This is a genomic window from Candidatus Hydrogenedentota bacterium, assembly GCA_019637335.1.
Classification (GTDB): Bacteria; Hydrogenedentota; Hydrogenedentia; order Hydrogenedentales; family JAEUWI01; genus JAEUWI01.
On the sequence record JAHBVV010000005.1, the window covers coordinates 134476 to 158897 of the forward strand.

Annotated in this window: 17 protein-coding genes; 4 read left to right on the forward strand and 13 right to left on the reverse strand. The window is 64.2% G+C overall.

Annotated features, from left to right (window positions below):
- Nucleotides 1-19: 19 nt before the first annotated feature.
- Both KF886_08480 and KF886_08485 read right to left on the reverse strand, forming a co-directional pair.
- The gene (locus KF886_08480; GenBank protein ID MBX3177381.1) at nucleotides 20-2215 is read right to left on the reverse strand and encodes a CehA/McbA family metallohydrolase; all 2196 of its coding nucleotides are present in this window, start codon (nucleotides 2213-2215) and stop codon (nucleotides 20-22) included.
- A complete protein-coding gene (locus KF886_08485; GenBank protein MBX3177382.1) occupies nucleotides 2212-2877 on the reverse strand; it encodes a hypothetical protein in 666 nt (221 codons plus the stop codon). The genes KF886_08480 and KF886_08485 overlap by 4 nt, the downstream gene beginning before the upstream one ends.
- A gap of 231 nt (nucleotides 2878-3108) precedes the next feature.
- Between KF886_08485 and argS the strand changes: the two genes are divergently transcribed.
- Nucleotides 3109-4806, forward strand: a complete 1698-nt coding sequence (argS, locus tag KF886_08490) for an arginine--tRNA ligase (protein MBX3177383.1) — start codon at nucleotides 3109-3111, stop codon at nucleotides 4804-4806.
- A 12-nt stretch (nucleotides 4807-4818) separates the two neighbouring features.
- On the opposite strand, the gene KF886_08495 is transcribed toward argS, so the two are convergent.
- The 3 genes from KF886_08495 to KF886_08505 form a co-directional block, all read right to left on the reverse strand.
- Nucleotides 4819-5118, reverse strand: a complete 300-nt coding sequence (locus KF886_08495; protein ID MBX3177384.1) for a HigA family addiction module antidote protein — start codon at nucleotides 5116-5118, stop codon at nucleotides 4819-4821.
- Nucleotides 5119-5287: 169 nt separating this feature from the next.
- A complete protein-coding gene (gene hcp / locus KF886_08500) occupies nucleotides 5288-6586 on the reverse strand; it encodes a hydroxylamine reductase (GenBank protein MBX3177385.1) in 1299 nt (432 codons plus the stop codon).
- Between the two features lie 162 nt (nucleotides 6587-6748).
- The gene (locus KF886_08505; protein ID MBX3177386.1) at nucleotides 6749-8662 is read right to left on the reverse strand and encodes a hypothetical protein; all 1914 of its coding nucleotides are present in this window, start codon (nucleotides 8660-8662) and stop codon (nucleotides 6749-6751) included.
- Nucleotides 8663-8967: 305 nt separating this feature from the next.
- On the opposite strand from KF886_08505, the gene KF886_08510 reads away from it, so the two are divergent.
- Together KF886_08510 and KF886_08515 are read left to right on the forward strand one after the other, a co-directional pair.
- Nucleotides 8968-9846: a ThuA domain-containing protein gene (locus tag KF886_08510; GenBank protein MBX3177387.1), complete on the forward strand. Its 879-nt coding sequence runs from the start codon at nucleotides 8968-8970 to the stop codon at nucleotides 9844-9846.
- 64 nt (nucleotides 9847-9910) lie between these two features.
- Nucleotides 9911-11788 (forward strand): DUF4838 domain-containing protein, encoded by a 1878-nt coding sequence (locus KF886_08515; protein ID MBX3177388.1) that lies wholly within the window; start codon nucleotides 9911-9913, stop codon nucleotides 11786-11788.
- 9 nt (nucleotides 11789-11797) lie between these two features.
- On the opposite strand, the gene KF886_08520 is transcribed toward KF886_08515, so the two are convergent.
- The 7 genes from KF886_08520 to KF886_08550 all read right to left on the reverse strand — a co-directional run bounded on the left by KF886_08520 (nucleotide 11798) and on the right by KF886_08550 (nucleotide 22514).
- Nucleotides 11798-12859: a Gfo/Idh/MocA family oxidoreductase gene (locus KF886_08520; protein ID MBX3177389.1), complete on the reverse strand. Its 1062-nt coding sequence runs from the start codon at nucleotides 12857-12859 to the stop codon at nucleotides 11798-11800.
- A 107-nt stretch (nucleotides 12860-12966) separates the two neighbouring features.
- Nucleotides 12967-13734 carry a hypothetical protein gene (locus KF886_08525; GenBank protein MBX3177390.1) on the reverse strand — a complete coding sequence of 256 codons (768 nt, stop codon included), beginning with the start codon at nucleotides 13732-13734 and terminating at the stop codon, nucleotides 12967-12969.
- 398 nt (nucleotides 13735-14132) lie between these two features.
- Nucleotides 14133-15305 carry a glycosyltransferase family 4 protein gene (locus KF886_08530; protein ID MBX3177391.1) on the reverse strand — a complete coding sequence of 391 codons (1173 nt, stop codon included), beginning with the start codon at nucleotides 15303-15305 and terminating at the stop codon, nucleotides 14133-14135.
- On the reverse strand, nucleotides 15302-18886 hold the full coding sequence (gene smc / locus KF886_08535) for a chromosome segregation protein SMC (protein ID MBX3177392.1): 3585 nt from the start codon (nucleotides 18884-18886) through the stop codon (nucleotides 15302-15304). Before smc ends, KF886_08530 begins: the two co-directional genes overlap by 4 nt.
- 79 nt (nucleotides 18887-18965) lie before the next feature.
- Nucleotides 18966-19757 carry a TIGR00282 family metallophosphoesterase gene (locus KF886_08540; protein ID MBX3177393.1) on the reverse strand — a complete coding sequence of 264 codons (792 nt, stop codon included), beginning with the start codon at nucleotides 19755-19757 and terminating at the stop codon, nucleotides 18966-18968.
- Between the two features lie 351 nt (nucleotides 19758-20108).
- Nucleotides 20109-21671 carry a ribonuclease Y gene (gene rny, locus KF886_08545; protein MBX3177394.1) on the reverse strand — a complete coding sequence of 521 codons (1563 nt, stop codon included), beginning with the start codon at nucleotides 21669-21671 and terminating at the stop codon, nucleotides 20109-20111.
- A gap of 375 nt (nucleotides 21672-22046) precedes the next feature.
- Nucleotides 22047-22514, reverse strand: a complete 468-nt coding sequence (locus KF886_08550; GenBank protein ID MBX3177395.1) for a hypothetical protein — start codon at nucleotides 22512-22514, stop codon at nucleotides 22047-22049.
- A gap of 145 nt (nucleotides 22515-22659) precedes the next feature.
- Here KF886_08550 and KF886_08555 point away from each other — a divergent pair, with 145 nt between their 5' ends.
- Nucleotides 22660-22950, forward strand: a complete 291-nt coding sequence (locus tag KF886_08555; protein MBX3177396.1) for a hypothetical protein — start codon at nucleotides 22660-22662, stop codon at nucleotides 22948-22950.
- Between the two features lie 56 nt (nucleotides 22951-23006).
- Here KF886_08555 and KF886_08560 read toward each other — a convergent pair whose 3' ends face one another.
- Nucleotides 23007-24374 (reverse strand): sigma-54-dependent Fis family transcriptional regulator, encoded by a 1368-nt coding sequence (locus KF886_08560; protein ID MBX3177397.1) that lies wholly within the window; start codon nucleotides 24372-24374, stop codon nucleotides 23007-23009.
- Nucleotides 24375-24422 lie beyond the last annotated feature (48 nt).

The window sequence follows — 24422 nt, forward strand, 5'->3', positions numbered from 1 at the left end:
GGCGCGGGGGGGAGGGGCGTCAGGGACGCGCGTTCTCCAGCGTTCCGCGCGCCGCGGCTTCACGGGCGAAGGTCTCGCGCAGGGCCTCGTAGGCAGCCCGCGCCTCCCGCACGCGCTCCTTCAACGCTTCCGCCTGAAGCGCGAGCTCCTCGATCCACTTGTCGGCGCCGATGGCGCCTTGCGCCTGGCGCGCAAGCGCGTCCGCGATTACCGTGTCGATTTCGTCGAGGCTCGCGCCGCGTTTGACCAACAGCGCGTCCACCGAATCGTACTTCCAGAAGCGGAGGTCCTCCCGCACCACATAAACGGGCGTCGTGTGGGCGCGATAGCCTTCGGTCGCCTCGGCCCGCGCGGCGATCCAGCAACCGCCCGCCGGGTCCACCTCGATCTCGGCTTCCAGCACCGGTTTTCCGCCGGGACCCGCCTCAACCGTATGAACCACCTCGCCATGCTGGACGATTTCCAGCTTCACCGGCGTGGTGAAGCCGTCCGCCCCCCAGGTGCGCGCCCGGACCCGAACCGTTTTGCCCGGCGTGGCCGCGATTTCGTCTCCGGGAAGCGCATCGTCCACCCGCAGGTCGATCATCGGGCCGTTGGTGACGAAGGTGCGGCCACGCTCCACCGCGTCAAACCACGTGTCCGCCGTGAACTGCCCCGGGCCGGTGTAGGCGTAGACGCGGACCTCCCCGACGGTGCCGCCCCAGGGTACATCCGATCCCGCCGAGGCCGTCACCTTGATGCCGAGGTTCAGGAAGTCGTAATAGAGGTCCGTGCCCAACTGGGCGAACTGAAGCAGCTCCACGAAATCGATCAGCCCTTTCGGCGCGACCAGGGTCATGCCCCGGTGCACGTGAAATATCCCCGAATTCACGTGCGCGAAGCCCGAGAGCCCGCCCTGCGCCGACACCTGCTCGAAAATGTCGTCGTAATGGTAGTAGCGCGCCGTATCCCGCACCATATCCGTGATGTTCAGCGAGATGGTGTGCCCCAGTTCGTTATGCGTGCGCGGGCATTCCTGGCCCGGCACGATGATATAGTCGTCCTCCTGGATGCGGAAGTCCGGACCGAACCCGCGCTGCTCGAACCAGGTGCGGTACATATCGCCCATTTTCAGCGCGTTGCCCAGGTGCACATCCTCGGCCTTCAGCCAGGTCATAAGCTGCTGTGCGTCGAAATCGCTCAGCAGTTGAAAATGAACATGGTCGTCGCCGCTGTACCACCCGCTTTCGCGCATGTCCACCCACCGCTTCGGGCGGTAGCTTCGCTCGACCGCACCGCCGGGCTGCACCGTGAACCGATCGATCACCGGAATGTGCTCCGTGCCGCGCCGCACCACCACTTCCCAGTCGCCGGGCGGCAGCACCATGTCCACCGGGCCCGGCACGCACCAGTAATTGCCCCGCAGCGCGCCGTGTAGGTTCGCCGTGCGTTTGCCCGTGCTCATGCCCGATTGCGAGTCAAACTGCGGCGTGAAGTCGAGCGCGTTCCGGGGCCGGTAGTCGCTGCGGTTGTTCAGCCAGTACAGGCGAACCATTGCGGGCGCCGGTTCGCCGGTGTCGTCGGAGAGCACCGTCATTTGCAGCCGTCCCGGCGCCGGCGTGGCCAGGTCCACGGGCAGGCTGAACGCGGCGCCGCCGGCGGTGCGGAGCTCCACCACGATCGAGGTCGTGCGCGCCGGCGCGTTGTGCAGGGAAACCAGCACGTAACTCGTCCGGGCGGGATCGATCTCCGGCGTGCGTACCGTGCTGAGCCCGTCGGCGAAGTCCAACTCGATCGCGATGCACGCGGGATTCCCGGCATCCTTGTTGATGCGGAAAAGCAACGATCCCGTATCGCCGGGGAGCGTCACCGTCTCGGGTTTCGGCAGCGTCGCCGCCGGCGCGGGCAGCGACAGATCACGCAACGACGGGATACGGCCGATCATTGAGAGCAGTTCCGCCGCGCGTTCCGATCGATCCGCTTGGGCGGCCGCGCGCGCCTCGTCGGTCTGGGCCTGATCCACGGCGCGGCCAAACTGCCGGAGTTCGCGGTTAATGAGGTCCAGTTGGGCGTGCTCTTCCTGTCCCAGCAGGCCTCCGTGATGTTGGAAGAGCGCCCCCGCCAGATCCGCCGCTCCGGGGTAGGGCGTCGGCTCCTGGGATCGCGCGGAAAGCGTGAATAGCGTCAGGAGAAGCAGGCTCGCGGTGATGAAGATCATGGGGCGCGGTGGATTCATGGCGGGCTCCCTTCAGATGGGTCCTGGGACGGGGTCTTGGTCGAATTCAAAGGCGCGTGTTCGGGCGATTCGCGGATCAGCAGCGCCTCCAATGGCAGTGGTTCCTTCGCGCCGGCCGCGCGCGACATCGATTGGCCGACTTCCGCCGCGCGTACCCGCACGCCATCGCGCCCGGCGACATGCAACGCGGTCATCGCGGCAAAGTCGGGAAAGAGGCCGTTCCGAAGCTGCACAAGCGCCTCGGCCCTCCCGGCCGGCGGAACAGGCGCGAAAAACACCAGTTCAATCTCGAAGCGCCGGTGTGGCGCGTCGCCCGGGGGAGGCGCGGTTATGGACGGATCGTGCAGCGGCGCCAGCTCGACTGGTTCGCCATCCACGGAAAGCGCCAGCTCCCGCGCCGCCTGCTCCAGCACGTCCCGGCCGTACGCGGACCGCTCGGGGCGGCTGATGTGGCCGTCGCCATCCGCATCCGCAAACGCCTCCTGCACGGCCGCGTGTCGGTCGAAAAAGGTCAGGCGCACGGTCAGGTCGATGTAGTCCGGGCCGGCCTCCAGGAGAATGTCGTGCTGAACGCAATCCGAGAGCGTGGGGTGGGCCGGCGCGGGCGGCGACAACAGCGCGCACCAGGCGCCGATCATGCACAAGAGAATTCCCCGAAACATTCGTCCTCCCGATCGCCCCGGGCGCGGGGCGTTGAAGCCGAATCCACGCTCCTATTAGAGCAGAACGCCCGAATTTGCGCAAGCGCCCCGCGCGCCACGGCCCCGGCGAACGCGCGGTCCGCCGCGCCGCCGGGACCCCGCCGCAGCCCGCGATCTGGCCGTGCGCATGGGAAATGCGCTATTATAGGCGGCTCAACACATCCATCCCGATTGCCCGTGAGGAGTATCTCCGTGAATCCGTTTGAACGTCTTGTCACCCCCATTCTGGCCGCGTTTCCCGAGCTGGGCGCCGAGGACATTTCGGTGGGCGCGCCGCCAAAGCTGGATATGGGCGACGTGGCGATTCCGATGTTCCTGGCCGCCAGGAAGCTGAAGGCCGCGCCCCCGAAGCTTGCCGCGGAGGCCGCGCAGAAGGTGGCGTTTGGTCCGGAAGTGACCGAGGCGAAGCCGATGGGGCCGTACCTCAACCTGCGGCTGGACCGGGGCGCGTTCGGGCGGGCGATTGTGAGCGGGGTGCTGGAAGCGGGCGACCGCTTCGGCTCGAACAACCTGGGCGCGGGCAGGAAGGTGGTGCTGGAGCACACAAGCATCAACCCCAACGCCAGCCCGCACGTGGGCCGCGCGCGGAACGCGATGATCGGCGACAGCCTCGCACGGCTCTTCCGCTTCGAGGGCCACGACGTGGAGGTGCACTATTACGTCAACGACATGGGGCGGCAGATCGGGCTGCTGGTGCTCATCGCGGAGGAGCTCCAGGACCTGACCTTCGACCAGATTCTCGATGCGTACGTGGCGGCGAACGAGCGGGCGAAGGAGGACGAGGCCTTTGCGCAGGCGGGCTACGAATTGCTCGCAAAAATGGAGCAGGGCGACCCGGAGACGCAGAAAAAATTCACGGCGGTGACGGATCTGTGCCTCAAGGGCCAGCTCGACGTGCTCCAACGGCTCGGCGGGACCTACGACGTCTTCGATCACGAGTCGAAGTACGTGAAGGACCCGCGCCTGGACGAGATTGTGGCGCGGCTGAAGGAGAAGGACGCGGTCTTCACGGACGAGGACGGCCGGCTGGTGGTGGATCTGGCGCAGATCGGGCATACGCAGGACGAGGGCCGTTTTTTTGTGCTGTTGCGCGGCAACGGCAGCTCGATGTATGGCTTCCGCGATCTGGCCTACACGCTGGACAAGGAAGCGCTCGGCGCGGATATCAACCTGATGGTCCTGGGCGAGGATCACAAGCTCTACGCGCAGCAGCTGGCGCTGATTCTCGAAGCGGCGGGCCACTCCGCGCCGGAGCCCATCTACTACGCCTACATCCTGCTGAAAAGCGGCAAAATGTCGACGCGCCAGGGCAAGGTGGTCCTGCTGTCGGAATTCCTCGACGAGGCGTCGCGGCTTGCGCACGAGCGCGTGGCGGAACAGTGCCAGGAGCTCTCGAAAGAGGAGCAGCACGCGATTGCCGAGCAGGTGGCCGTGGCCGCGATCCGCTTCAGCGTCCTGCGCGTGACGCCGAACAAGAACGTGATCTTCGATATGGAGGAGAACATGAAGTTCGTGGGCGACACGGGCCCCTACATCCAGTACTCCTGCGCGCGGATCAACTCCATCATGCGGAAGTACGAAGGCGCGCTCCCCGATGCGCCGCCCACGGATTTCCCCCTGGCGGCGGACGCCGAGTGGGCGCTATTGGCGAAGATCAACGAGTTCCCGAATGTCGTCGCCGCCGCGCTCAACCAGCGGGTCTGCGCGCCCATCGCGAACTACGCCCTGGAGCTCGCGCGGCTCTTCTCCAGCTTCTACAACGACTGCCCCGTGCTCAAAGCCGAAAGCGAGGCGCTCGTCGCAGCGCGTCTACTGCTTTGCCGCGCGACCTTGCAGACGCTCAAGAACGCGCTGGGGATTCTGGGGATTGAGGCGCCCGAACGGATGTAGGGGGGCACTGGGTCAGGAGAGCTCCGGCGGCAGCGCAACGGGATGAACCACAATCTGGTTGGCCCGCTTTCGAACCAGATTCAAGTCGTAGTTGACCTGCAGCCGCAGCCATCCATCGGCGGCGCCCCATCCCATCTTCTCGAGGCGCACCGACATTTCCGGAGAGATGCCGGACTTTTCATTCAGGAGGTTGTTCAGGGTTTGCCGCGCTACCCCAAGGGCCCTGGCGGCATCGGTCACCGACAGGCCGAGCGGCTCGATGCAGTTCATTCGCACGTGGCGTCCCGGGTGGGGTGGATTCTTCATGGGCATGATGTGTTTCCCTTTGATCGGTAGTCCACCCAGTCTATTCCAGCAAGTCCAGGTTTTTCCACGGCCGCGCGACCGGCAGCAAGCCTTGCGCCGGCGGATCGACAACGGCGCGAAGGACCCAATCAGAGATCGGACCCATCGCGCCGGTGGTTTCGCTTGAGAGGGCGCCCTATACGCCGGCGAGCAGCGCCTCGACGTCGGCTTTGGCGTCGGTTCCGACGGGTTTCAGGCCGTACTTCTTCTGCAGGAGCGCCAGCACGTTGGGCGTGACGAAGGCGGGCAGGTTGGGGCCGAGGTGGATGTTGTGGACGTCGAGGTAGAGCAGCGTCAGCAGCACGGCGACGGCCTTTTGCTCGAACCAGCTGATCATGAGGGAGAGCGGCAGGTCGTTTACACCGCACTCGAAGGCCTTCGCGAGGGCCAAGGCGACCTGGATGGCGCCGTAGGCGTCGTTGCACTGGCCCATGTCGAGGAAACGCGGGAGGCCGGCCACGGTGCCGTAGTCGTAGTCGCGGATGCGGTACTTGCCGCAGCCGAGCGTGAGCACGAGGGAGTCCATGGGCGTGTTCTGCGCGAAGTCGGCGTAGTAGTTTCGTCCGGGTTCCGCGCCGTCACAACCGCCGATGAGGAAGACGTGTCGGATGTCGCCATCCTTGAAGGCCTTGACCAGGGTGTCGGCGAGATTCAGAATCTGAGTGTAGTGGAAGCCGATGGTGGAGGTTTTGAGCTCGGTGGGCTTCAGGGGGCCGATTTCCAGCGCACGCTCGATAATCGGGCCGTAGTTGTTGTCCGTGATCCGCGTAGCGCCGGGCACGGCGGTGGTGCGGGTGGTATAGAAGCGGTCGAGGTAGGTGTTGGAATCCCAGGGGATGAGGACGCAGTTGGTGGTGCCGAGGATGGGCCCGCCGAAGCGCTCGAATTCGACGCGCTGCTTCTGCCAGGCCGAACCGAAGTGGCCCTTCAGGTGCGGGAAGCGCTTGAGGCCGGGGTAGCTGTGGCCGGGGAGCATCTCGCCGTGCGTGTAGACATTCACGCCCGCGCCCTGCGCCTGGACGAGAAGATCCTTGAGATCCATGAGGTCATGGCCGGTGACGAGGATGCCCGGGCCTTCCTGAATGCCCTCGGTTACTTCGGTGGGCTCGGGGGTCCCGAAGTTTTCCACGTGGCCATCGTTCAAGAGCTGCATGGTCTTCAGGTTCATGCGGCCGCACTCAAGCGCCATCTCCACGAGCGCGCCGAGATCGAAGTTCACGTTCGTCATGGTGGCGAACAGCGCCTCTTCGATAAAGGCTTCCACCTCGGGGTCGGTCTTGCCCAGGCGCCGGGCATGGTGCTTGTACGCCGCCATCCCCTTCAGGCCGTAGAGCAGGATCTTCTGCACGGACTCGACATCGGGATCTTTTCCGCAAATGCCGCGCTCCACGCAGCCGGTACCGCGAAAGGTTTGTTCACACTGGTCGCAAAACATGGTGGCCATGGCCGTTTCTCCCTGCTGCTCCGCCGGACAATCCCGGCGGTAAAACATACATTCTGAATGCATTTTATCTCGCAGGGAGAAGCGCCCGCAACCTGTATGCTGAACAGAAGTCGGCGCGCTGCGCGCCCGCATATCCGCCCTGCGTCAACGCGGCTATTCCGCGGGCACGGCGTAGCTGTAGAGGTGCGATCCGCTGCCGAAATAGATGCGCCCGTCGAGGAAGGCGCCGCCGGGTCCGATGGGCACGGGGGACTCCGAGAGGAGGGTGATGGCGTGGGTATTGAGATCAACCCGGGCGATGCCCTTGCGGAAGAGCATGTAGAGCGCGCCGCCGGGCGTCGCGACAAAGACGCGCGGCCCCTGGTGTGAGATGGTGCTGCCGAGGGTCTCGCTGGTGTCGAACTGGTGCACGATTTTTCGTTCGACCGGGTCGAACACGAAGAAGTGGCGCTGGTCGGCGACGCCGTAGAGTTGGCCTTCCGGCGCAGCGTAGAGGTCGGTGTAGCTGTTGGCGCCGGGGATAACGGGCGCATGCCAGACGACCTTCTTCTCCGCGAGATCGAGCAGGTAAAGCTCGGCCACCTCGGCCTTTTTCTCGCCGCCGGTGCCGGCCGCCGTCGTCGTTCCGCCGGCGATCAGGCCGCCCGGCAGGGGCGCCAGGCTCATGGTGGAGAGATCCGGCAGGAGGTCGGTGTGTTTCAGGAGGGTGTGCGTTTGCGCCTCGCGATCCCAGAAGAGGAGGCCACCGCCGGTATACCCGTAGCCCGGGGTTCCGGCGAGGATCAGGTGTTTGCCGTCGGGGTGGGCCAGCAGGTCGTGGGGCCGGTTGATGTCCGGCGCGGACTCCGCCAGGAAGCGCGGGTTGCCTTCCGGATCGCCCTTTACGGTTTCCTTCCACGGTTGCGCGGGATCCCACTCGAGGAGGAAACCGCCGCCGTATCCGCCGACGAAAAAGCGATCGCCGTGGCGGGCCACGGTATTCCACTGGCCATAGCTGGCGCGGTTCTCCCACTCATCCTTCGCGGGGTCGTAGCTGAAAAAGCGCATGGGGAAGGCCGTGCCACCGGCGATCATCCCGCCGGGCGCGTCCGACACCCCCATGATATGCGCGCCCTCGCTGGTGTAGTCGAAGGCGTGGCGAAGGACCTGGCCCGTGGCCGGATCTTCGATTTCGAGCACGCGCTCCACCGTATCACAGCGCTTGAGGCGCTTGCCGTCGGGGAAGTCCTTGTGCACGAGGCCCTGGTGCCCGGTGATGATCGGCTTTGCGTTCACCGTTGGCTTGTCGATCGGGGTGGCGGAACCCTGGTGGAGCTCGTACCAGCGCTCGCCATCGCCCGCGTGGCCGTAGACCTTCCCGTTCACGTCGCGCACGACGAAACCGCTGCCGGTGATCCGCTGCTCCTCCGGTACGATGGGCGCAGCGGTTCGGGCGGCGGGGTCGAAGGCGATGATCTGGCTCGCGGTATTGCCGACGCCGAAATAGACCCAGCCGGCGTCGTCCGCGGCGACCTGGCGCTGGTACTGCGCCCAGTTCTCCGCGTGCACGTGGCCGTAGTCCGTGAATTCGCGCGATTTCGGGTCGAAGGAGGCGACCCCGCTGTTGGGATAGGTCACGGACCAGATGACGCCGCTGTCGTCCTCCGTCATGCCCATGGCCATCTGCGGGACGGTCTGCTGGTGAAACGTAAAGGCGCGCTTCACCGGATCGAACTCGGTGAAATAGCTGTTGAAGTGGGTGTAGTACTTGTTGTCGCTCGAGAGGATGGACGCGTAGGGGCAGTCGCCGCCGGGCGGGAACGGCACGGGATACTGTTCGGCCTCGCCGGTGGCGGCGTCGATCATGAGGATGGCGTAGCCGCCGGTGTGGTCGAAGAGCCACACCAGCACGACGTTGCGCCCCTCGCCGTCGACGGTGGCGACGATGCCCCGGTGGTTGCTCACGGGCGTGGCGACGCCGTGGTGCTGGAAGCCGTTGCCGAGGTCCTCGCGCTCGGCGAATGCGGGGACGGCGAGCAAGGCGGCGGCGAGCAGGGTGAACGCGATTCGGCGGGAATCGATGCGCATGGTGCGGAATCTCCTTATCCTCTGGTCGTTGAACGCGCATCTTAGCAGTTGACAGTTGACAGTTGACAGTTGGGAATAGGCTTTAGGCTTTAGGCTGTGGGCTTTGGGCTTTGGGCTTTGGGCTTTGGGCTTTGGGCTTTGGGCTGTGGGCTGTAGCGAGTCAAGGGGTGAGGGCTGGTGGCTGGGGGGCTGGTAGTTGGGGGCCATCTTCCGGCTTGACCGCCGTGGCGCGGGGTGCTTAAATGGTGGCGCGTGTTTTTTCTTACCCATCCGCGGGCTGGTTTCCGCGATTGAAGGAGTTTTTCATGCGATTCATTGCCCTCGCCCTTGCGGCCCTGTATCTCCTGGGCGCCTTGCCCGGCTCCGCCGAAGAGAAGAAGAAAATCGTGTTTGTGGCGGGCAAGCCGAGCCATGCGCCGGGCGATCACGAGCACCGCGCGGGTTCCATGTTGCTTGCGAAGGCGCTGAACGAAAACATGCCCAACGTGGAGGCGGTGGTGACGTGGTATGGATGGCCGGAAGACACCAGCATCTTCGAGGACGCGGCGGCGGTGGTCATTTACTGCGACGGCGGCGGAAACCACGTGCTGAATCCGCACCTGGACTATTTCCAGGGGCTGATCGACAAAGGCGTGGGCCTGGCCTGCATCCACTACGCCGTCGAGACCACCAAAGGCGAATGCGGGGACAAGTTCCTGGAGTGGCTGGGCGGCTACTTCGAGATTGACTGGTCGGTGAATCCGCACTGGGACGCCAACTACACGAAAATGCCCGAGCACCCGATAGCGTCGGGCGTGCCGGCGTTTGAGATCAACGACGAGTGGTATTACCACATGCGCTTCGTGGACGGGATGAAGGGCGTCACGCCGATCCTGACCGCGCTTCCCCCCGAATCGACCCTGACGCGCCCGGACGGCCCGCACAGCGGCAACCCGCACGTGCGCGCGGCCGTCGCGCGGGGCGAGGAACAGCACACCGCCTGGGCGTTTGAACGTCCGGACGGGGGGCGGAGCTTCGGGTTCACGGGCGCGCACTTCCACCGCAACTGGCAGGACGACAACTTCCGCACGCTGGTGCTGAACGCCATCGTCTGGACGGCGGGCCTGGATGTGCCCGAAGGCGGCGTGCCCTCCCGGACGCCGACGGACGATGAAATGAAGGAGAACCTCGACGAGAAGGGCTGAGGCGCTCCGGCGCGTCCGTCCGACCGATCGCAACGCAGCCGTTCGAGGCTGGGGAGGAGCCGGCATGGGTTTGCTAAAGGCGGTACCGGCCGTTATCGGCTTGATGTCAGTCCTGCTTTCTCCGGCCGGCGCGAGCGCTCCCCTGCTGATCGCGGCGGAAGGTTCAAGCGCATACACCATTGTTTTGTCGACGGACGCCCTGCCGGCGGAATCGCGCGCGGCTGCGGAATTGCAGTATTTTCTACGCGAGATGACGGGCGCCACGCTACCGGTTGAACGTGGTGAATCGGCGATTCCGGAACGGGCGATTGTCCTGGGCGACGGCCCCCATCTTCGGGCCGTCGCGCCAGAACTTGCGCTGGACGGACTCGGCGAAGAAGGGTTCGTGATCCAGACGCTGGGCGAGCGCCTGATTATCGCGGGGCCGGGCAAGCGGGGGACGATGTACGGCGTGTACACATTCCTGGAGGAATACCTCGGCTGCCGCTTCTTCGCGCCGGAGGTCACGCACATTCCGAAGCGCCCCCGGCTGGAGATCGGCGCATTGAATATACGCCACACGCCCGTGATGGAATACCGCGAGGTGTACTATGCGGCCTCGAAAGACCTCGACTGGTGCACACGGAACCGGCTCAACGGGCACCTGACCGAACTGGGCGAGGAGCACGGGGGCAAGGTTGCCTATCACCCGTTTGGCCATTCGTTCTGGACGCTGATCCCGCCGGAGGAGTATTTCGAAACGCACCCCGAGTGGTTTTCGCTGGTGGACGGCGAGCGTACGCTAACCGGACGCTTCACACGGACGCAGCTTTGCCTCACGAACGAGGCGCTGATCGAGGAAGCCATCCGGCGGACGCGGCAGTGGATCGAGGAGAATCCCGACGCGACGATTATCAGCATTTCGCAGAACGATGGCCCCGGCGGCTGGTGCGAATGCGAGAACTGCGCGGCGATGGAAGCGGCGCAGGGCGGGGCCCATTCCGCGCCGGTAATTCACTTCGTCAACCGAATCGCGGAGGCGCTGGGCGGCGACTACCCGAACCACGTATTCGACACGTTCGCCTACTCATACACCACGGGGGCGCCGCGCGACCTCAAACCGCTTCCCAACGTCGTCGTGCGGCTGTGCACGTCGGGCTGCAAGTCCCACGCCTTCGACGATCCGAAGTGCGCGACCAATGAAGGCATCCGCGGCGCGGTCCGCGATTGGTTTCGGCTGACGGACCGGATTTATATCTGGGACTACACGATCAATTTCCGGCAATACCTCCTGCCGTTTCCCAACCTGCACACGGTCGGGCCGAATGTCCGGTTCTTCGTGAACCACGGTGTGCGGGGCATGTTTGCGCAGGGGAGCGGCGACGTTTCGCACAGCGATATGGGCCCCTTGCGTTCCTATCTGCTGGCCAAGTTGCTGTGGAATCCGGACTATGATCGGGAAACGGCGATCAACGAGTTCCTGGCGGCGTACTTTGGCCCCGCGGCGGAGCCCATGCGCGCCTATGTCGACCTGCTGGAGGCGGAGGTGCGGGGCAGCGACTACCACGCGTTGCACATGAGCAACTTCGAGCCAAAGATTGAAGCGGCTTACCTCGGCCCGAAGGTGCTCGCGCGCGCCACCGTACTGTTTGAAGACGCCGAGGCCCGCTGCGCCGATGCGCCCGCGTTTCTTGGACGTGTCCAGCAGGCCCGGCTCTCCATCGATTACGTCAAGGTATCGTTTGCGGCGCTCGTCAACGCGATGCTGACCGACGCGGAAAAACAGCTGCCGGCGGGCGCATTCTTCCCCGACGCGCTGGACCGTTTCTTCGGCGCGGCGGAGCGAACCGGAGTCGAGTACATGCGCGAGTCGTCGCGCAGCAACAGCTCGATGGAAGAATTCAGGCAGATGCTCGAATCCAGCGCGTGGCGCCGGGAAGGCGGCGGCACGGAAATCGAATAGCCGCCGGCGCTACACGTCCTCGCCGCAGGCCCGGAGCACGGTCCGCTGCACGGCATAGTCGTGTGACGTCGGGTAGGCGAATTCCGATTCCCCGCGAATACAGGCCGCCAGGTCGGTCAGGTCCGCCACGTGGCGCGGGAGATTCTCGAATGGCACGGGCTGGACGCCCTTCTTGTATTCGCCCCAGTCGCGGCGCAGGCTGAGCGTGCCGGCGGGCGGCTCCAGCGGCATGAGGGTAAAGCTGCCCTCCGTGCCCACCACGCGAAAACGGCGCGAGGCGAAGGCGTTGGGTTCCCGCGCGCCGCTCTCGACGGTGACCAGGGCGTTGTCGTACTCGAGCACGGCCAGTGTGTTGTCGTTGAGGGTGTCATCGATGCCGGTGTCGTGCCGGAGGAAGGATGTCACCTTCGATGGCTCGCCCATGAGCAGCACGATCATGTCGATCAAGTGGCAGCCCAGCTCCAGCATCAAGCCACCGGGATGAAACAGCAGCTCCTGGCGCTTCGCCGGTGACAGATCGGTGCACATGCTCGCGTGGATGCTGTAGATGTCGCCCAGCATGCCCTCCTTCACGAGTTTGCGCAGGAAGTCGAATCCAGGGTTGTAGCGGTACATGTAGCCCATCTGGACGAGAAGATCCTGCCGGTCCGCGGCGTCGAGCAGCGCGCGCCACTCCTCCAGGGAGGTCCCGGCGGGCTTGTCGAGGTAAAGATGCTTGCCCGCATCCACGACCGCGCGCCCGAGCTTCAGCAGGCGCTGCACATCGCTTTCCACGGCAATCATCTGGATGTCCGGGTTTCCGAGGAGGGCGTCCTGATCCAGCCAGGGGATGTCCCGCATCAGCTCGTGGTCCGCGAACGCGGCGCGCCGATCGGGATCCGGCTCGCATACGCCGTTCAGTGCGTAGTCGGGCGACTCGCGGAGTATTCGCAGCACGCTCAGGCCGTGGGCGTGTCCGAGGCCGAGGATCCCGCAGGGTATGGGACGCTTCATCGTGTTCTGTCCGGCGGCGAGCAGTTGCGGCCCGGCCAGCATGCCGGCGACCGCGCCGAGGAATTGGCGGCGTTTCATCGTGTTCTCCCTGTCTCCGTTGCGGGCGCCAGAGGCGCTCATTCGCGCCCCATCTTCCCGCGCGCGCCGCGCCAATGTCAAAGGCGGGACCGCCGCGGCGTCCGCGCTCAGTACCCGTCGATCAGGATCGCGCCCACCTCCGTGCGCAGCTGGATTGTCGCGCCGCCCTCTCCGGTCGCGCCCGCCGCCGAGGCGCCCGTGACGTTGTAGCGCGCCGTGTCAATCGGGAATGCGTCGGATATCTGTATCGCGCCGATATCCGTCCGTGCGTCCAGCGTGAAGACGCTCGCGGCCGGCAGCACCACGTGCAGATTGCCCACGCCCGTCTCCCCGGTAATGTCCTCGTCGGCTTCGGGCGCCGTTACGCGTTCGAGATAGACGCCGCCCGAGTCCAGCTCGAAATCGATCGCGCCCCGCATGCCGTACACGGTGACCGCGCCCATGTTCACCCGCAGATCGGTGATGGCGTCCGCGGGCGCCTCGATGACCAACTCCACCGCGCCGCTGAAGGACGCGCTGTTGGCGGGGACGCTGCCTGAAACGTTGACCGTGTTCCCGGAGCGCGTTACGCGCACCTCGATCTGGTTGAGATAGACGCCCGGCGCCTGCCGATTGGTCGCGTTCTCGGGGATATAGGCGACCTTCACCCAGGAGACGTTCACCGTCTCCTCTTCGGTCCCCACCAGCGTGATGGGCCCGACGTGGTTCGTGATGTTGAGGCGTCCGCCCGCGGGCAGCGCCTGCGACGCGGTACCGTCCTCGCTCGCGTATTCAATGTAGATCGTCGGGGCCTGCGGCGGGCATCCGGACAGCGCGGCAAGCATCGCCACAAGCACAACTACCAGCAATAACCTCGCATGCAACAGGGCAAACATGGCGACATACCCTCCCGGGTAGCGCCCCGCAAACGCTGTACAAGGCCAGTATAGGCCGGAACGGGAGCGCCGTCAATGGAAAGATCTCTGGCTCCTCCGGCGCGGTGCGGGCGGGACGGCTATCCTGCTTTTGACGCGAACAGGAAAGATACCTGACGCCTTCGGCGCGGTGCGGGCGGGCCGCCCGCACCTCATAGACCTGTTCTGCGCTCACCAAGTGTTGAAACGCAGTGTATGGAGCGCCAGCGGCCCGCTGGCCCGGTGTCGAAGACACCGGAATTCCGAGGAACAAGACGTAACTGAAGCCTTTCTTAGAAGGTACTCAGGCTGCGCGGACGGTCTCAATTGCGCCGTTAGCGCAATGCGGGCGGGCCGCCGGCGCTCCATAGAGTTACCTGCTACGAGAGAAAGGAAAGCATTCGCCCATAAATCGCATGCACCGCCGCGGCCTGGACTTCTAGCGTATATCGCGTTTCGGCAAGCACGCGTGCGGCAGCCCCCATTTGCGTGCGACGTTCGGGCTCTCCACCCAGGCCTTCCAGCGCATCGAAGAGCGACGCTGGCCTGCCATCCGTCACCACGCCGCTTTCCCCGTCAACCACGATTTCCCGCAGCATGCCCCGATCCGCGACGACCAGGGGCTTCCCCATGGACAGAATCTCCCGGGCAGCACGACAGGTGCCGTCGCTGCCGGGAACGAGATAGACCCCCACGTCAAATGATTGAATGGCCGCGATGAGTTCATCGCCTTCCACATAGCCGGTGATGTGAACGTGGTCCGCGATGCCCAGTTCCCGCGCGGGTTGCTCCACCACGGTCTTTTGATTCGTACCTCGACCGACAATGAGCAGGTGGGTATTCGGAACTACCTCAATGAGCCACTTCGTCGCTTCGAGCAAGTCCTCGAAGTGGCGGTGGGTCTGCATGCGGGCGACGATACCCACGACGTAGGCATCCGCCGGGATATTCCACCGGGCGCGCAAGTCCTGGATCCCCGCGTTCGCGGGGATGGCGGGCGGGGAGAGGTTTAATGCCCTCTTCGGGTCGAAGCGCTTCGTATCAATTGCATTCGGCGCCACGGCCACCTGCTCCAGGCGCAGGCCATAGATCTCCACGTCATGCTCCCGGGCCATCTCGGAGGGCTCGATCAACACCGCGGTCCGGGCCATCATCGCGCGCCGGCGGCGGTTTGGCGCGAGACCCACGCCTTCGTAGCTCGTGCGCACGAGGGGGATGTCCAGCCCGCGCAACGCGCGCGCGGCGATTTCATGGTCGTTGTCGAGGTGACAATGCACAATATCGACGGGGTGTTCGTGCAGGTAGCGGCGCAGGCGCCGGACATCCAGGAAATTCTTCAGCGGGTGGCGGTGCTTGCGCAGGTGGAATTCGAGGATGGGCTCGATGCCCCGTTCCCGGGCCGACTCGACGACCCGGTTCACCGACTTGCCGGCGTCCGGCGCGCAGGCAAATTCCGCCTCCACGCCGAGCCCGCGCAGGCGCCAGCAAAGGTTCAGGGCCGGCTCGGCCGGCCCTGTCCATTTACTGTTGCTGAAGAGATGCAGAACCCTCATGCCGCGTTTTCGTCTTTGACATCCTCAAACTTCACCGAGACCAGCTGCGACACGCCGCGCTCCTGCTGCGTGACGCCGAAAATGGCGCCGGCCTTGGCCATGGTCAGCTTGTTGTGCGTGATGATGATGAACTGGCTCTGGCCGACGAATTCCTCGACCAGCTCCAGGAAGCGGCCCACGTTCGCGTCGTCCAGCGGCGCGTCGACTTCGTCGAGCACGCAGAAGGGGCTCGGCTTGGCCGTGAAGATGCTGAACAGCAGCGCGATCGCGGTCATGGCCTGCTCGCCGCCGGACAGCAGCGAGATGGTCTGCGGCTTCTTGCCGGGCGGGCGCGCCTCGATCTCGATGCCGCTCTCGAGCGGGTCGTCCTCGTCGAGCAGGTACACCCGGGCCTGGCCGCCGTTGAAGAGGCGGCGGAAATAGTTCTTGAAGCACTCGCTCACCGTCCGGAAGGTCTCCATGAAGAGCTCCTTGATGGTGGTGTCGATGCGGTCGACCACGCCCAGGAGGGTTTCCCGGGCCTTGCGGAGGTCTTCCTCCTGCGAGCAGAGGAACTGATCGCGCTTTTCGAGCGCCTCGTATTCCTCAATGGCCATCAGGTTCACCGTGCCCAGGCGCTGGAGGTCCTTCCGGTGCTCCTTGATGAGCTTTTCGCGTTCCTGCTCGTCGTACTCGTCGGTGCCGACATCCTTTTCTTCGAGCGAGGCCAGCGCCAGGTTGTACTCGGTCAGAATGCGCTCCTGGTGGAAGGCGATTCGGTCTTCCCGGTGCGTCAGCTCCAGCTCCAGCGTGTGGACTTCCTTCTGCGCGCGCGAGGTTTCAGCGCGGAGCTCCTTCAGGTCGCGCGCGAGGGCGCTGGACTCCTCGTTCAGCGCGTTCTGCTCCTTCTGCGCCTCCAGGACCTTGTCGTGCGCCTGCTCCTTCGTCTCGGAGAGGGCCTGCGCGCGTTCGAGGTGGTCCGCGATGCCCGCTTCCAGGTCGCGCACCTTGACGGCGAGATCCGCCATGACTTTGTCGCGGCGGGCCGCCTCTTCGAGCGCCTCCTGGTGCTCGCGCGCCTCGCGGAGCCGGTTGCGCTCCGCCTCTTCCAGGCTCTGGGTCAGCGAGGCGACCTTCACGCGCAGATCCGCCAGCGCGTCGCTGCACGTCGAGAGCGCGGCGCGCATTTTCGCGGCGTGATCCTGCGCCTCGGCGGTCTCCCGTTGGATAAGGTCGTCGTCGCCTTCCATGGCGTCGATCCGGCCCTGCGCCTCGGCGCGGCGCGCTTCGAGCTCCTCCCGCTGCGCCAGCAGCTTGTCGCGCTGCTCGCCCAATTGCGATCCCGACATGGTCAGGGTGTCGACTTCGGTGGCCAGGCGCGCCACCTCGACGCCGGCCTTGTTCAACTGCTGCCGGAGGCCGTCTTCCTTCTCCTCCAGGCCTGAGATATTGCGCGCCAGCTCCTGCAGGGCGGCGGTCATCTGCTGCGCCTGCTGCACCAGCGTGTTGATCCGGCCCGCCGCCTGTTGCACCGCCCCCTCCAGCTCCTCGATCTCCGCACTGCGCCCGAGCATGCCCTGGCTCTCGTTGCGTGTGCGCCCGCCGGTCACCGCGCCGGACGAGGTCACGACGTCGCCATCGAGCGTGACCAGGCGCGGGTAGCGCCGTTCGGACCGCGCGATGCGGATGGCGTCGTCAATGGTCTCGACGATCATGGTGTTGTACAGCAGATATTCGACCGCGGGCATGATGCGCGCTTCGCACTGCACGTAGTTGATCGCCTTGCCGATCACGCCGGCGGCGCCGCGGAGCGTATCGGAGTCGTCGCGGTTGTTGCTGCGGATCGTGTCCAGCGGCAGGAAGGTTACGCGGCCCGCGCGGTGCTGCTTGAGGAAGGCGATGGCTGATTTTGCGGCGTCCGCGTCCTCGCAGATGATGTTGTTGATGTTCCCGCCGAGGGCCGCCTCGATGGCCTTGCCGTACGCCTTCTCCGTGGAAAGCAGATCGCCCACCGGGCCGATAATCCCGTCCACCTCCGGCATTTCGTGCTGCCTGGCCTTCATCACCGCCTTTACGCCCGTCGCAAAGCCTTCGTAGCTGTCGCGGAGTTCGCGCAGCGAGTTTAGCCGAGCCTCCTTGCTGCTCTTTTCTTCCCGGAGCCGCTGCCATTCGTCGTTGGCGGCCTTCATTTGCTCGGAAATACCGCGGTGCTTCTCCTGGGTTTCCTTACGCGAACCCACAGTCTCGGTAAGCTGCTTCTGGACCTCCGTCTCCTGCTGGCGCGCCGTGTTCAGCTGCCCGGTGAGGTCCTCATGGCGCGTGCTCTGCGCCTTCTGCCGGTCGAAGATGCCCGCGAGCTGGTCGTCCACGCTCTTTAGGCTCACCGCGACCGTCTCGAGCTCGGTCTGTGTGCGGTTGCGCGTATTGATGGTATCGAGGGTTCGCGCGCGCGCCGCCTCCACCCGCTGCTCCGCCGCCGCGACCGCGGCCTCGGCTTCCGCGTATTCGGCCTGCTTCTCCTTCGTGGCGGCTTCGGCGCGTTCGATTTCCGCCGTGAGCTCCGAGCTCTTCGCGCCGGTTTCGCCCTGGGTGTCCTTCACCGATTCGGCGCGCTTGAGAAACTCCTCCTTCTCCTTTTGCGCCTGCTCGTGGCGGGTCTGGGAGAATTCGATTTCCTTGCGAATTATTGCGATCTCGCTCTCGATCTTCTCCATTTCGGAGTCGACCTGGTATTCGCCCTCGCGCCGGGCCATGAGCATGCGTTCGAGCCCCACGCGCTTGAGGCCGAGCTCCTCCTGCCGCGCTTCGAGCTTGCTCGTCCGGGAGGAGGCCTTTTCGTAAGCCTTTTCGGCGGCGCCGTACCGCTCCTTCAGATCGTCGATCTGGCCGCTAAGCTCGTTGTAGTGAAGCCACGCGTTGCGCACTTCCAAATCGCGCAGGGCCTCCGTCAATTCGCGGTGGCGGATAGCGGCGTTCACCTGGCGCTTGAGGTTGCGCATCTGGCGCTGGACTTCCGTGATGATGTCCGAAAGCCGCAGCAGGTTCTGCTCGGCGCTGTCGAGCTTGCGCAGGGCGACCTTCTTCCGCGCCTTGTACTTGATGATGCCCGCGGCTTCCTCGAAGAGAAAGCGGCGGTCGTCGGGCTTGGAGCTCAGCACCATGCCGATCTTGCCCTGGCCGATGAGCGAGTACGCGTTGGTGCCGATGCCGGTATCCATAAACAGTTCCTGGATATCGCGCAGGCGGCACGGGGCCTTGTTGATCAGGTATTCGCTCTCCCCCGAACGGTAGACGCGCCGCGTGACCTGGACTTCCGCGAAGTCCAGCGGCAGCTTGTTGTCGGCGTTGTCGAAGGTCAGCGTGACCTCGGCCATCCCCATGGGCGAGCGCTGCTCGCTGCCGTTGAAGATGATGTCCTGCATATGCGAGCCGCGCAGGGCCTTTGCGCTCTGCTCGCCCAGGCACCAGCGGAGCGCGTCGAGGATATTGCTCTTTCCGCAGCCGTTCGGGCCCACGATGGACGTCGTTCCGGCCTGGAGGTCGATGTGGGTCTTGTCCGCGAAGGACTTAAACCCGAAAAGGTCTATTCGCTTAAAGTACATGCATTCACCGTTCTAATGGAAAGCGCCCATGCGGGGGCGGTGTTATTGAATAAGGCGCAACGGCGCGGCCCCGGCCGCTTCACTTCGCGACGCCGTCCCGGAGGAGAATCCGCTCAATGGCCGTCGCGCGCCCGGAGGCGTCGTCGATTTCGAGGTAGACCGCGGAAAGCAACGCCGGCCCCCGCGCCACCACGAACTTTTCGGGCATGCCGGAGATAAACCGGTTCACCACGATATCTTTGTCCGTGCCGATCACGGAATGGTAGGGGCCGCACATGCCCGCATCCGAAATATAGCCGGTGCCGCCCGGCATGATCCATTCGTCGGCGGTCTGGACATGGGTATGGGTCCCGATGACGGCGGAGCAGCGCCCGTCCACGTGCCAGCCCAGCGCAATCTTCTCGGAAGTCGCCTCGGCGTGCATGTCGATAAGGATGACCGGCGTCTCCCGGCGCAGTTCCGGCAGCAGGCTGTCCGCCATGCGGAAGGGGCATTCCACCGGCTCCATATAGATGCGCCCGATCAGGTTCAGCAGGCCGAGCTTGCGCCCATCCGGCAGCGAGATAACCGTGTGGCCGTGTCCGGGCATTCCGGGCGGGAAATTGGCCGGCCGCACGAGCTCCGGGTAGGACGGCATGACCGGGATAATGACCTTCTTCCGCCACGTGTGGTTGCCCATCGTGAAGCCGCCGATGCCCAGGCGCTTGAGTTCGGCCAGGGTCTCCGGCGTGGCCCCGAGGCCCCCCGCGGAATTCTCGGCGTTCGCCACGATGATATCGGGCGACCAGCGGTCGCGGATCTGCCCCAGCCGCTGGGACACAATCTGGCGGCCCGGTTTGCCGACGATATCACCAAGGAAGACGAGTTTCATATAGTTAAGAGGCTTTGGGTTCAGAGCTTCAGGCTTTAGGCTGGAGGCTTTTGGGATTCGAAAATCCTTCTCGAACCCTGTATGCAAAACAAAACACCCAACCTGCCCTTGCAATTGCGATTGTATAAAATCCAGCGGCAAGAACCACATGCCGACGGTGCGATACAGGTTAGTACCCGATCCGAGAACCAGAAGCCCCGATTCTGGACCCTTAACGCTTAAACCCTACAGCCTAAAGCCTACAGCCTACAGCCTACAGCCTACAGCCTAAAGCCTACAGCCTACAGCCTACAGCCTAAAGCCTAAAGCCTAAAGCCTAAAGCCTAAAGCCTAAAGCCTAAAGCCTAAAGCCTATTTAGCCATTTCCACCGCGCGCGTCTCTCGGACCACGGTGACGCGGATCTGGCCCGGATACGTCATTTCGGACTCGACGCGGCGCGCCACATCGCGCGCCATGGCGGCCGCCTCGGCGTCACTCACGCGGTCCGGCTGGACCACCAGGCGCACCTCGCGACCGGCCTGGATAGCGAAGGCCTTCTCCACGCCGTCGAACTCGTGGGCGATCTGCTCAAGCTGTTCAAGGCGCTTGATGTAATTCTGCATCGTCTCGCTGCGCGCGCCCGGGCGGGACGCGGACATCGCGTCCGCCGCCTGCACGATCATGGAGATCGGCGAGGTCATCGGCATTTCGTTGTGGTGCGCGCCGATGGCGTTGCAGATGACCTCGTGCTCCCCGTGCCTCTTGGCAATATCGTGGCCGAGGATGGCGTGGGACCCTTCGATCTCGTGCGTGAGGGCCTTGCCCATATCGTGGATGAGCCCGGCGCGCTTCGCCTCCTGCACATTCAGGCCCAACTCCGCCGCCATGATCCCCGAAAGGTGGCACACCTCAATCGAGTGCTGGAGCACGTTCTGGCCGTAGGAGGTGCGGAAACTCAAGCGGCCCAAGAGCTTAACAATCTCCGGATGGAGCCCGTGCACGTCCGCCTCCAGGCAGGCGGCCTCCCCACGCTCCTTGATCGTCTTGGCCATCTCCTCGTTGACTTTCTCCACCATCTCCTCAATGCGGGCGGGGTGGATGCGGCCGTCCTGGATAAGCCGTTCGAGGGTGATGCGGGCAACCTGACGCCGGATCGGGTCGAACCCGGACAGGATAACGGCTTCGGGGGTATCGTCAATAATGACGTTGATGCCCGTCGCGTTTTCCAGCGCCCGGATATTGCGGCCCTCGCGCCCGATAATCCGGCCCTTCATTTCGTCGTTAGGCAGATCGACCACCGAAACCGTGGTCTCGGCCACGTGGTCTGAAGCACAGCGGCCAATGGCCTCGCCTATAATCCAGCGGGCCTTCTTCTCCGCCTGTTCCTTCAGTTCGTCTTCGGTGCGCTTGAGCTGGAGCGCGCAATCGCGCTTGACTTCGTTCTCCAGCGTAACAAAAAGCTCGCGGCGCGCCTGTTCCGCCGTCAGGCCGGAAATGTCCTCCAGCTTCTTGGTTTGTTCAGTGATAACGTTGGCGACCTTTTCGAGCTCTTTCTCCAGGTCTTTCTCGCGCTTGACCAGGTTGCGCTCTTCCGCGGCCAGATCGAGCGCGGTCTTATCCAATGCGGTGGCGCGCTTATCGAGGGTTTCCTCCTTGGAAAGCATCCGCTTTTCAATCGCCGCGATTTCCTTGCGCTGCTCGCGGGCTTCCTGCTCCATCTTCGCGCGCAGGTCGATCTCCAGTTCCTTGACCTGCGTCCTGGCTTCTTTCTGGAGAGTCGCCGACTCCCTTTCGGCGTCCGTCAGGATTTGGGCGGCGTCCCGCCGGGCCTTCCCCATGAGGCCCTTGCCCCGGGCTTGCGCCAGGACAATACAAAGAAGATAGCCGGCGGCGAGGCCCGCGGCCAGGCCAATGCCGAGTGCTGTAAAATCCATCTACATAAACCTCCGCCCCATGCAGGGTTATAGGTTAAGAACAACCGGCGGAAGGTATATGAACAGGCAGGGATCTAGATCAGATTGTCAGTCCGGGAAAAGTAAACAGCGGCAATCGCTCGGTTGACAAGACACGACATGAAAAACTCACCGTATAAATGAATATCCAGCGGCCCAGCCAAACCCGGCTGCTGGGTATTGACCTAAATCCTTGCTTCTCACGTACCTGATGCCGGATCAGCAATATTGATTGAACCTAATTATAGGGGCGCGGATGCCCGAAGTCAACGCGGTGCAGGGGCTTGTGACGTAGTCATCTCAGGCGCCGGCGCGGGACCGCCCGCCGGGCAGGCGCCCCAATAAGGATTGGATTCGTCAACGGACCTGGAAACGGCCATGCTCCAGAAGGAATTGTCCGCCGTCCTCCAGGCATTGCCCGACACTTATGATCGGGTGCGTTGTGTCCATAATAATGAATGGCGCTTCGCCAAGCATCGGTATCTGACGGGATTGGAGGCGGCCCCAGAATTCGAATCGCACACGCGGTTTGGCTTCCACACCGCCGATCGGCATCGGGAATAGGCCGCTGTGGGGCAACTCAATGTTTACCTTCCTATTCCCGGACTCGGTCAGTTCCACACCGATCCGCTCAACGAGCCGGGCCTCTCCCGGGCTGTCGAAACTCGGGGCGCGACCCGGGATGACATGCACGGGCGAGCCCGTATCAAGTATCGCATCGTCCCATTCCAGAGAATATAATACCCCTCCCGACGAATTCGGAATGTAAAGCCGCAACGATGTTCGCCACATTCGCCGCGCAAAAAAGCCCCATGACTGCGTCATCGATTTTAACTCCCGTCTTTCCGCGGTTCTCGCACGACCACCAGACGCGCCGCACAACGGAAGTCTAACGAATCGGCGAGGTCTTGCCAAGGACCGGAGCATGGCGCGTATTGCCAGCTATTCGCCAATCCGGTATACTTAGGGTATGTCAAAGACCATGCTCCATACTGAAGCTGGGCTTCCTGAAGGCGCCGTGGTGGATCCTGATCGCGACGAGGCGTATTTCCGGTCGCAGCAAGATCGCTTGCTTCGGGACTACGCCAACAAGTTCGTGGCTGTTCGCGACCAGCAAGTTGTGGCCACTGCGAATACGTATTTCGATCTTCACGCCCAGCTGTGCGCGAGATACGGACAGCCCGTGTACGCCCTTGTTCGGCGGGTTGTTCCGTCGGCATTTCAGGCGCGCGATACCGACCCCGTCAATATTGTGCTGTAAGCACAACCTATGGACCAGCGGGCCATAGGCGGTCCGTGATCGCGTTTTACCCACCCCTACGCCTCGATCCCGTATTCCTTCATTTTCCGCCACAGCGTCGATCGCGATATCCCCAGCAGTTTCGCCGCTTTCGTCTGATTGCCGTTAAGCGATTCAAGCGTCGTGCGGATGTGGGTCTCCTCGACTTCCGCCAGGGATCGCACGGTGCTGCCCGCGTCGTGCGCGAGGCGCAGCCGGGGCGACAGCCCGAATTGCACCTGCTCCGGCAGGTCCGCGGCCCGGATCATGTCCCCGTCGGCCATGATCACGGCATGCGCGATAATCGTCTCCAGTTCGCGCACATTTCCCGGAAACTCGTAATTCATCAGCAGGCTCCGGGTGTGATCGTCCATGCCCTGCACCTGCTTGCCGAAACGGCTGTTCGCCAGCTTGATGAAATGCTGGATCAGCCCCGGAAGCGCCTCCATGCGTTCCCGGAGCGGCGGGATGCGAATTTGAACCACATTGAGCCGGAAGTATAAGTCTTCCCGGAACTTATGGTCCGCAACCGCCTGCACGAGATCGCGGTTGGTCGCCGCAATAATCCGGACATTCACCCGCGACGGCACGCTCGATCCGACCCGCCGGATCTCGCCGTTCTGAAGGACGCGAAGCAGTTTCGCCTGCGTGATCGGGGCCATATCGCCGATCTCGTCCAGAAAAATCGTCCCGCCGTCGGCTTCTTCAAACAAACCCACCTTGTCCTGGTCGGCGCCGGTGAATGCGCCCTTTACGTGGCCAAACATCTCGCTTTCGAGGAGCGCCTCCGGCAGCGCGGCGCAGTTGATCGCCACGAAGGCCTGATCCTTGCGCTTGCTCAGCCGATGCACCGCGTTTGCCAGGACTTCTTTGCCGGTGCCGCTCTCGCCCAGCAGCAGCACGGTTCCGTCGGTCGGGGCCACCTTCTGGATGAGCCGGATGACTTTCTGCATGGCGGGGCTGTTGCCCGCCAGCTCCTCCACGAACCCCTGGGCGTACTGGTCGGCCGTCGAGGTCAGCTCCTGCATCTGACGCGCCTTCGCGACCGCCAGCGCTACATCCGAAGGCGGGCTCGATTTGGGCAGGTAGAAAAAGGCCCCCTGGCGAACCCCCTCCAGCGCCGCCTCGAGATCGTCGATGTCGAACAACAGCACAAGCCGGGTATGGGGGTACTGCTCCCGGACGAAGGAGACGAGCTCGACGTCGCTCTCCCCGCCCAGCTCCAGATCGAGGATAATCACGTCGAAGCGGCGGCGGCTCGCCAGCCGGAGCACGCCGGCGGCGTCGTGGCACCGTTCCGTTTCGGCGCGTTCGGCGGCCAGGAAGTTGGCCAGCGTGGCGCCATAGTCGAGATCGGTGCAGGCCACAAGAATCCGGGAGGGGTCGGTTGCGACCGCGTTCTTCATTGCAACACGCGAAGCCTTCATGGGCGGAATTGTAGCATAACGAAGCGG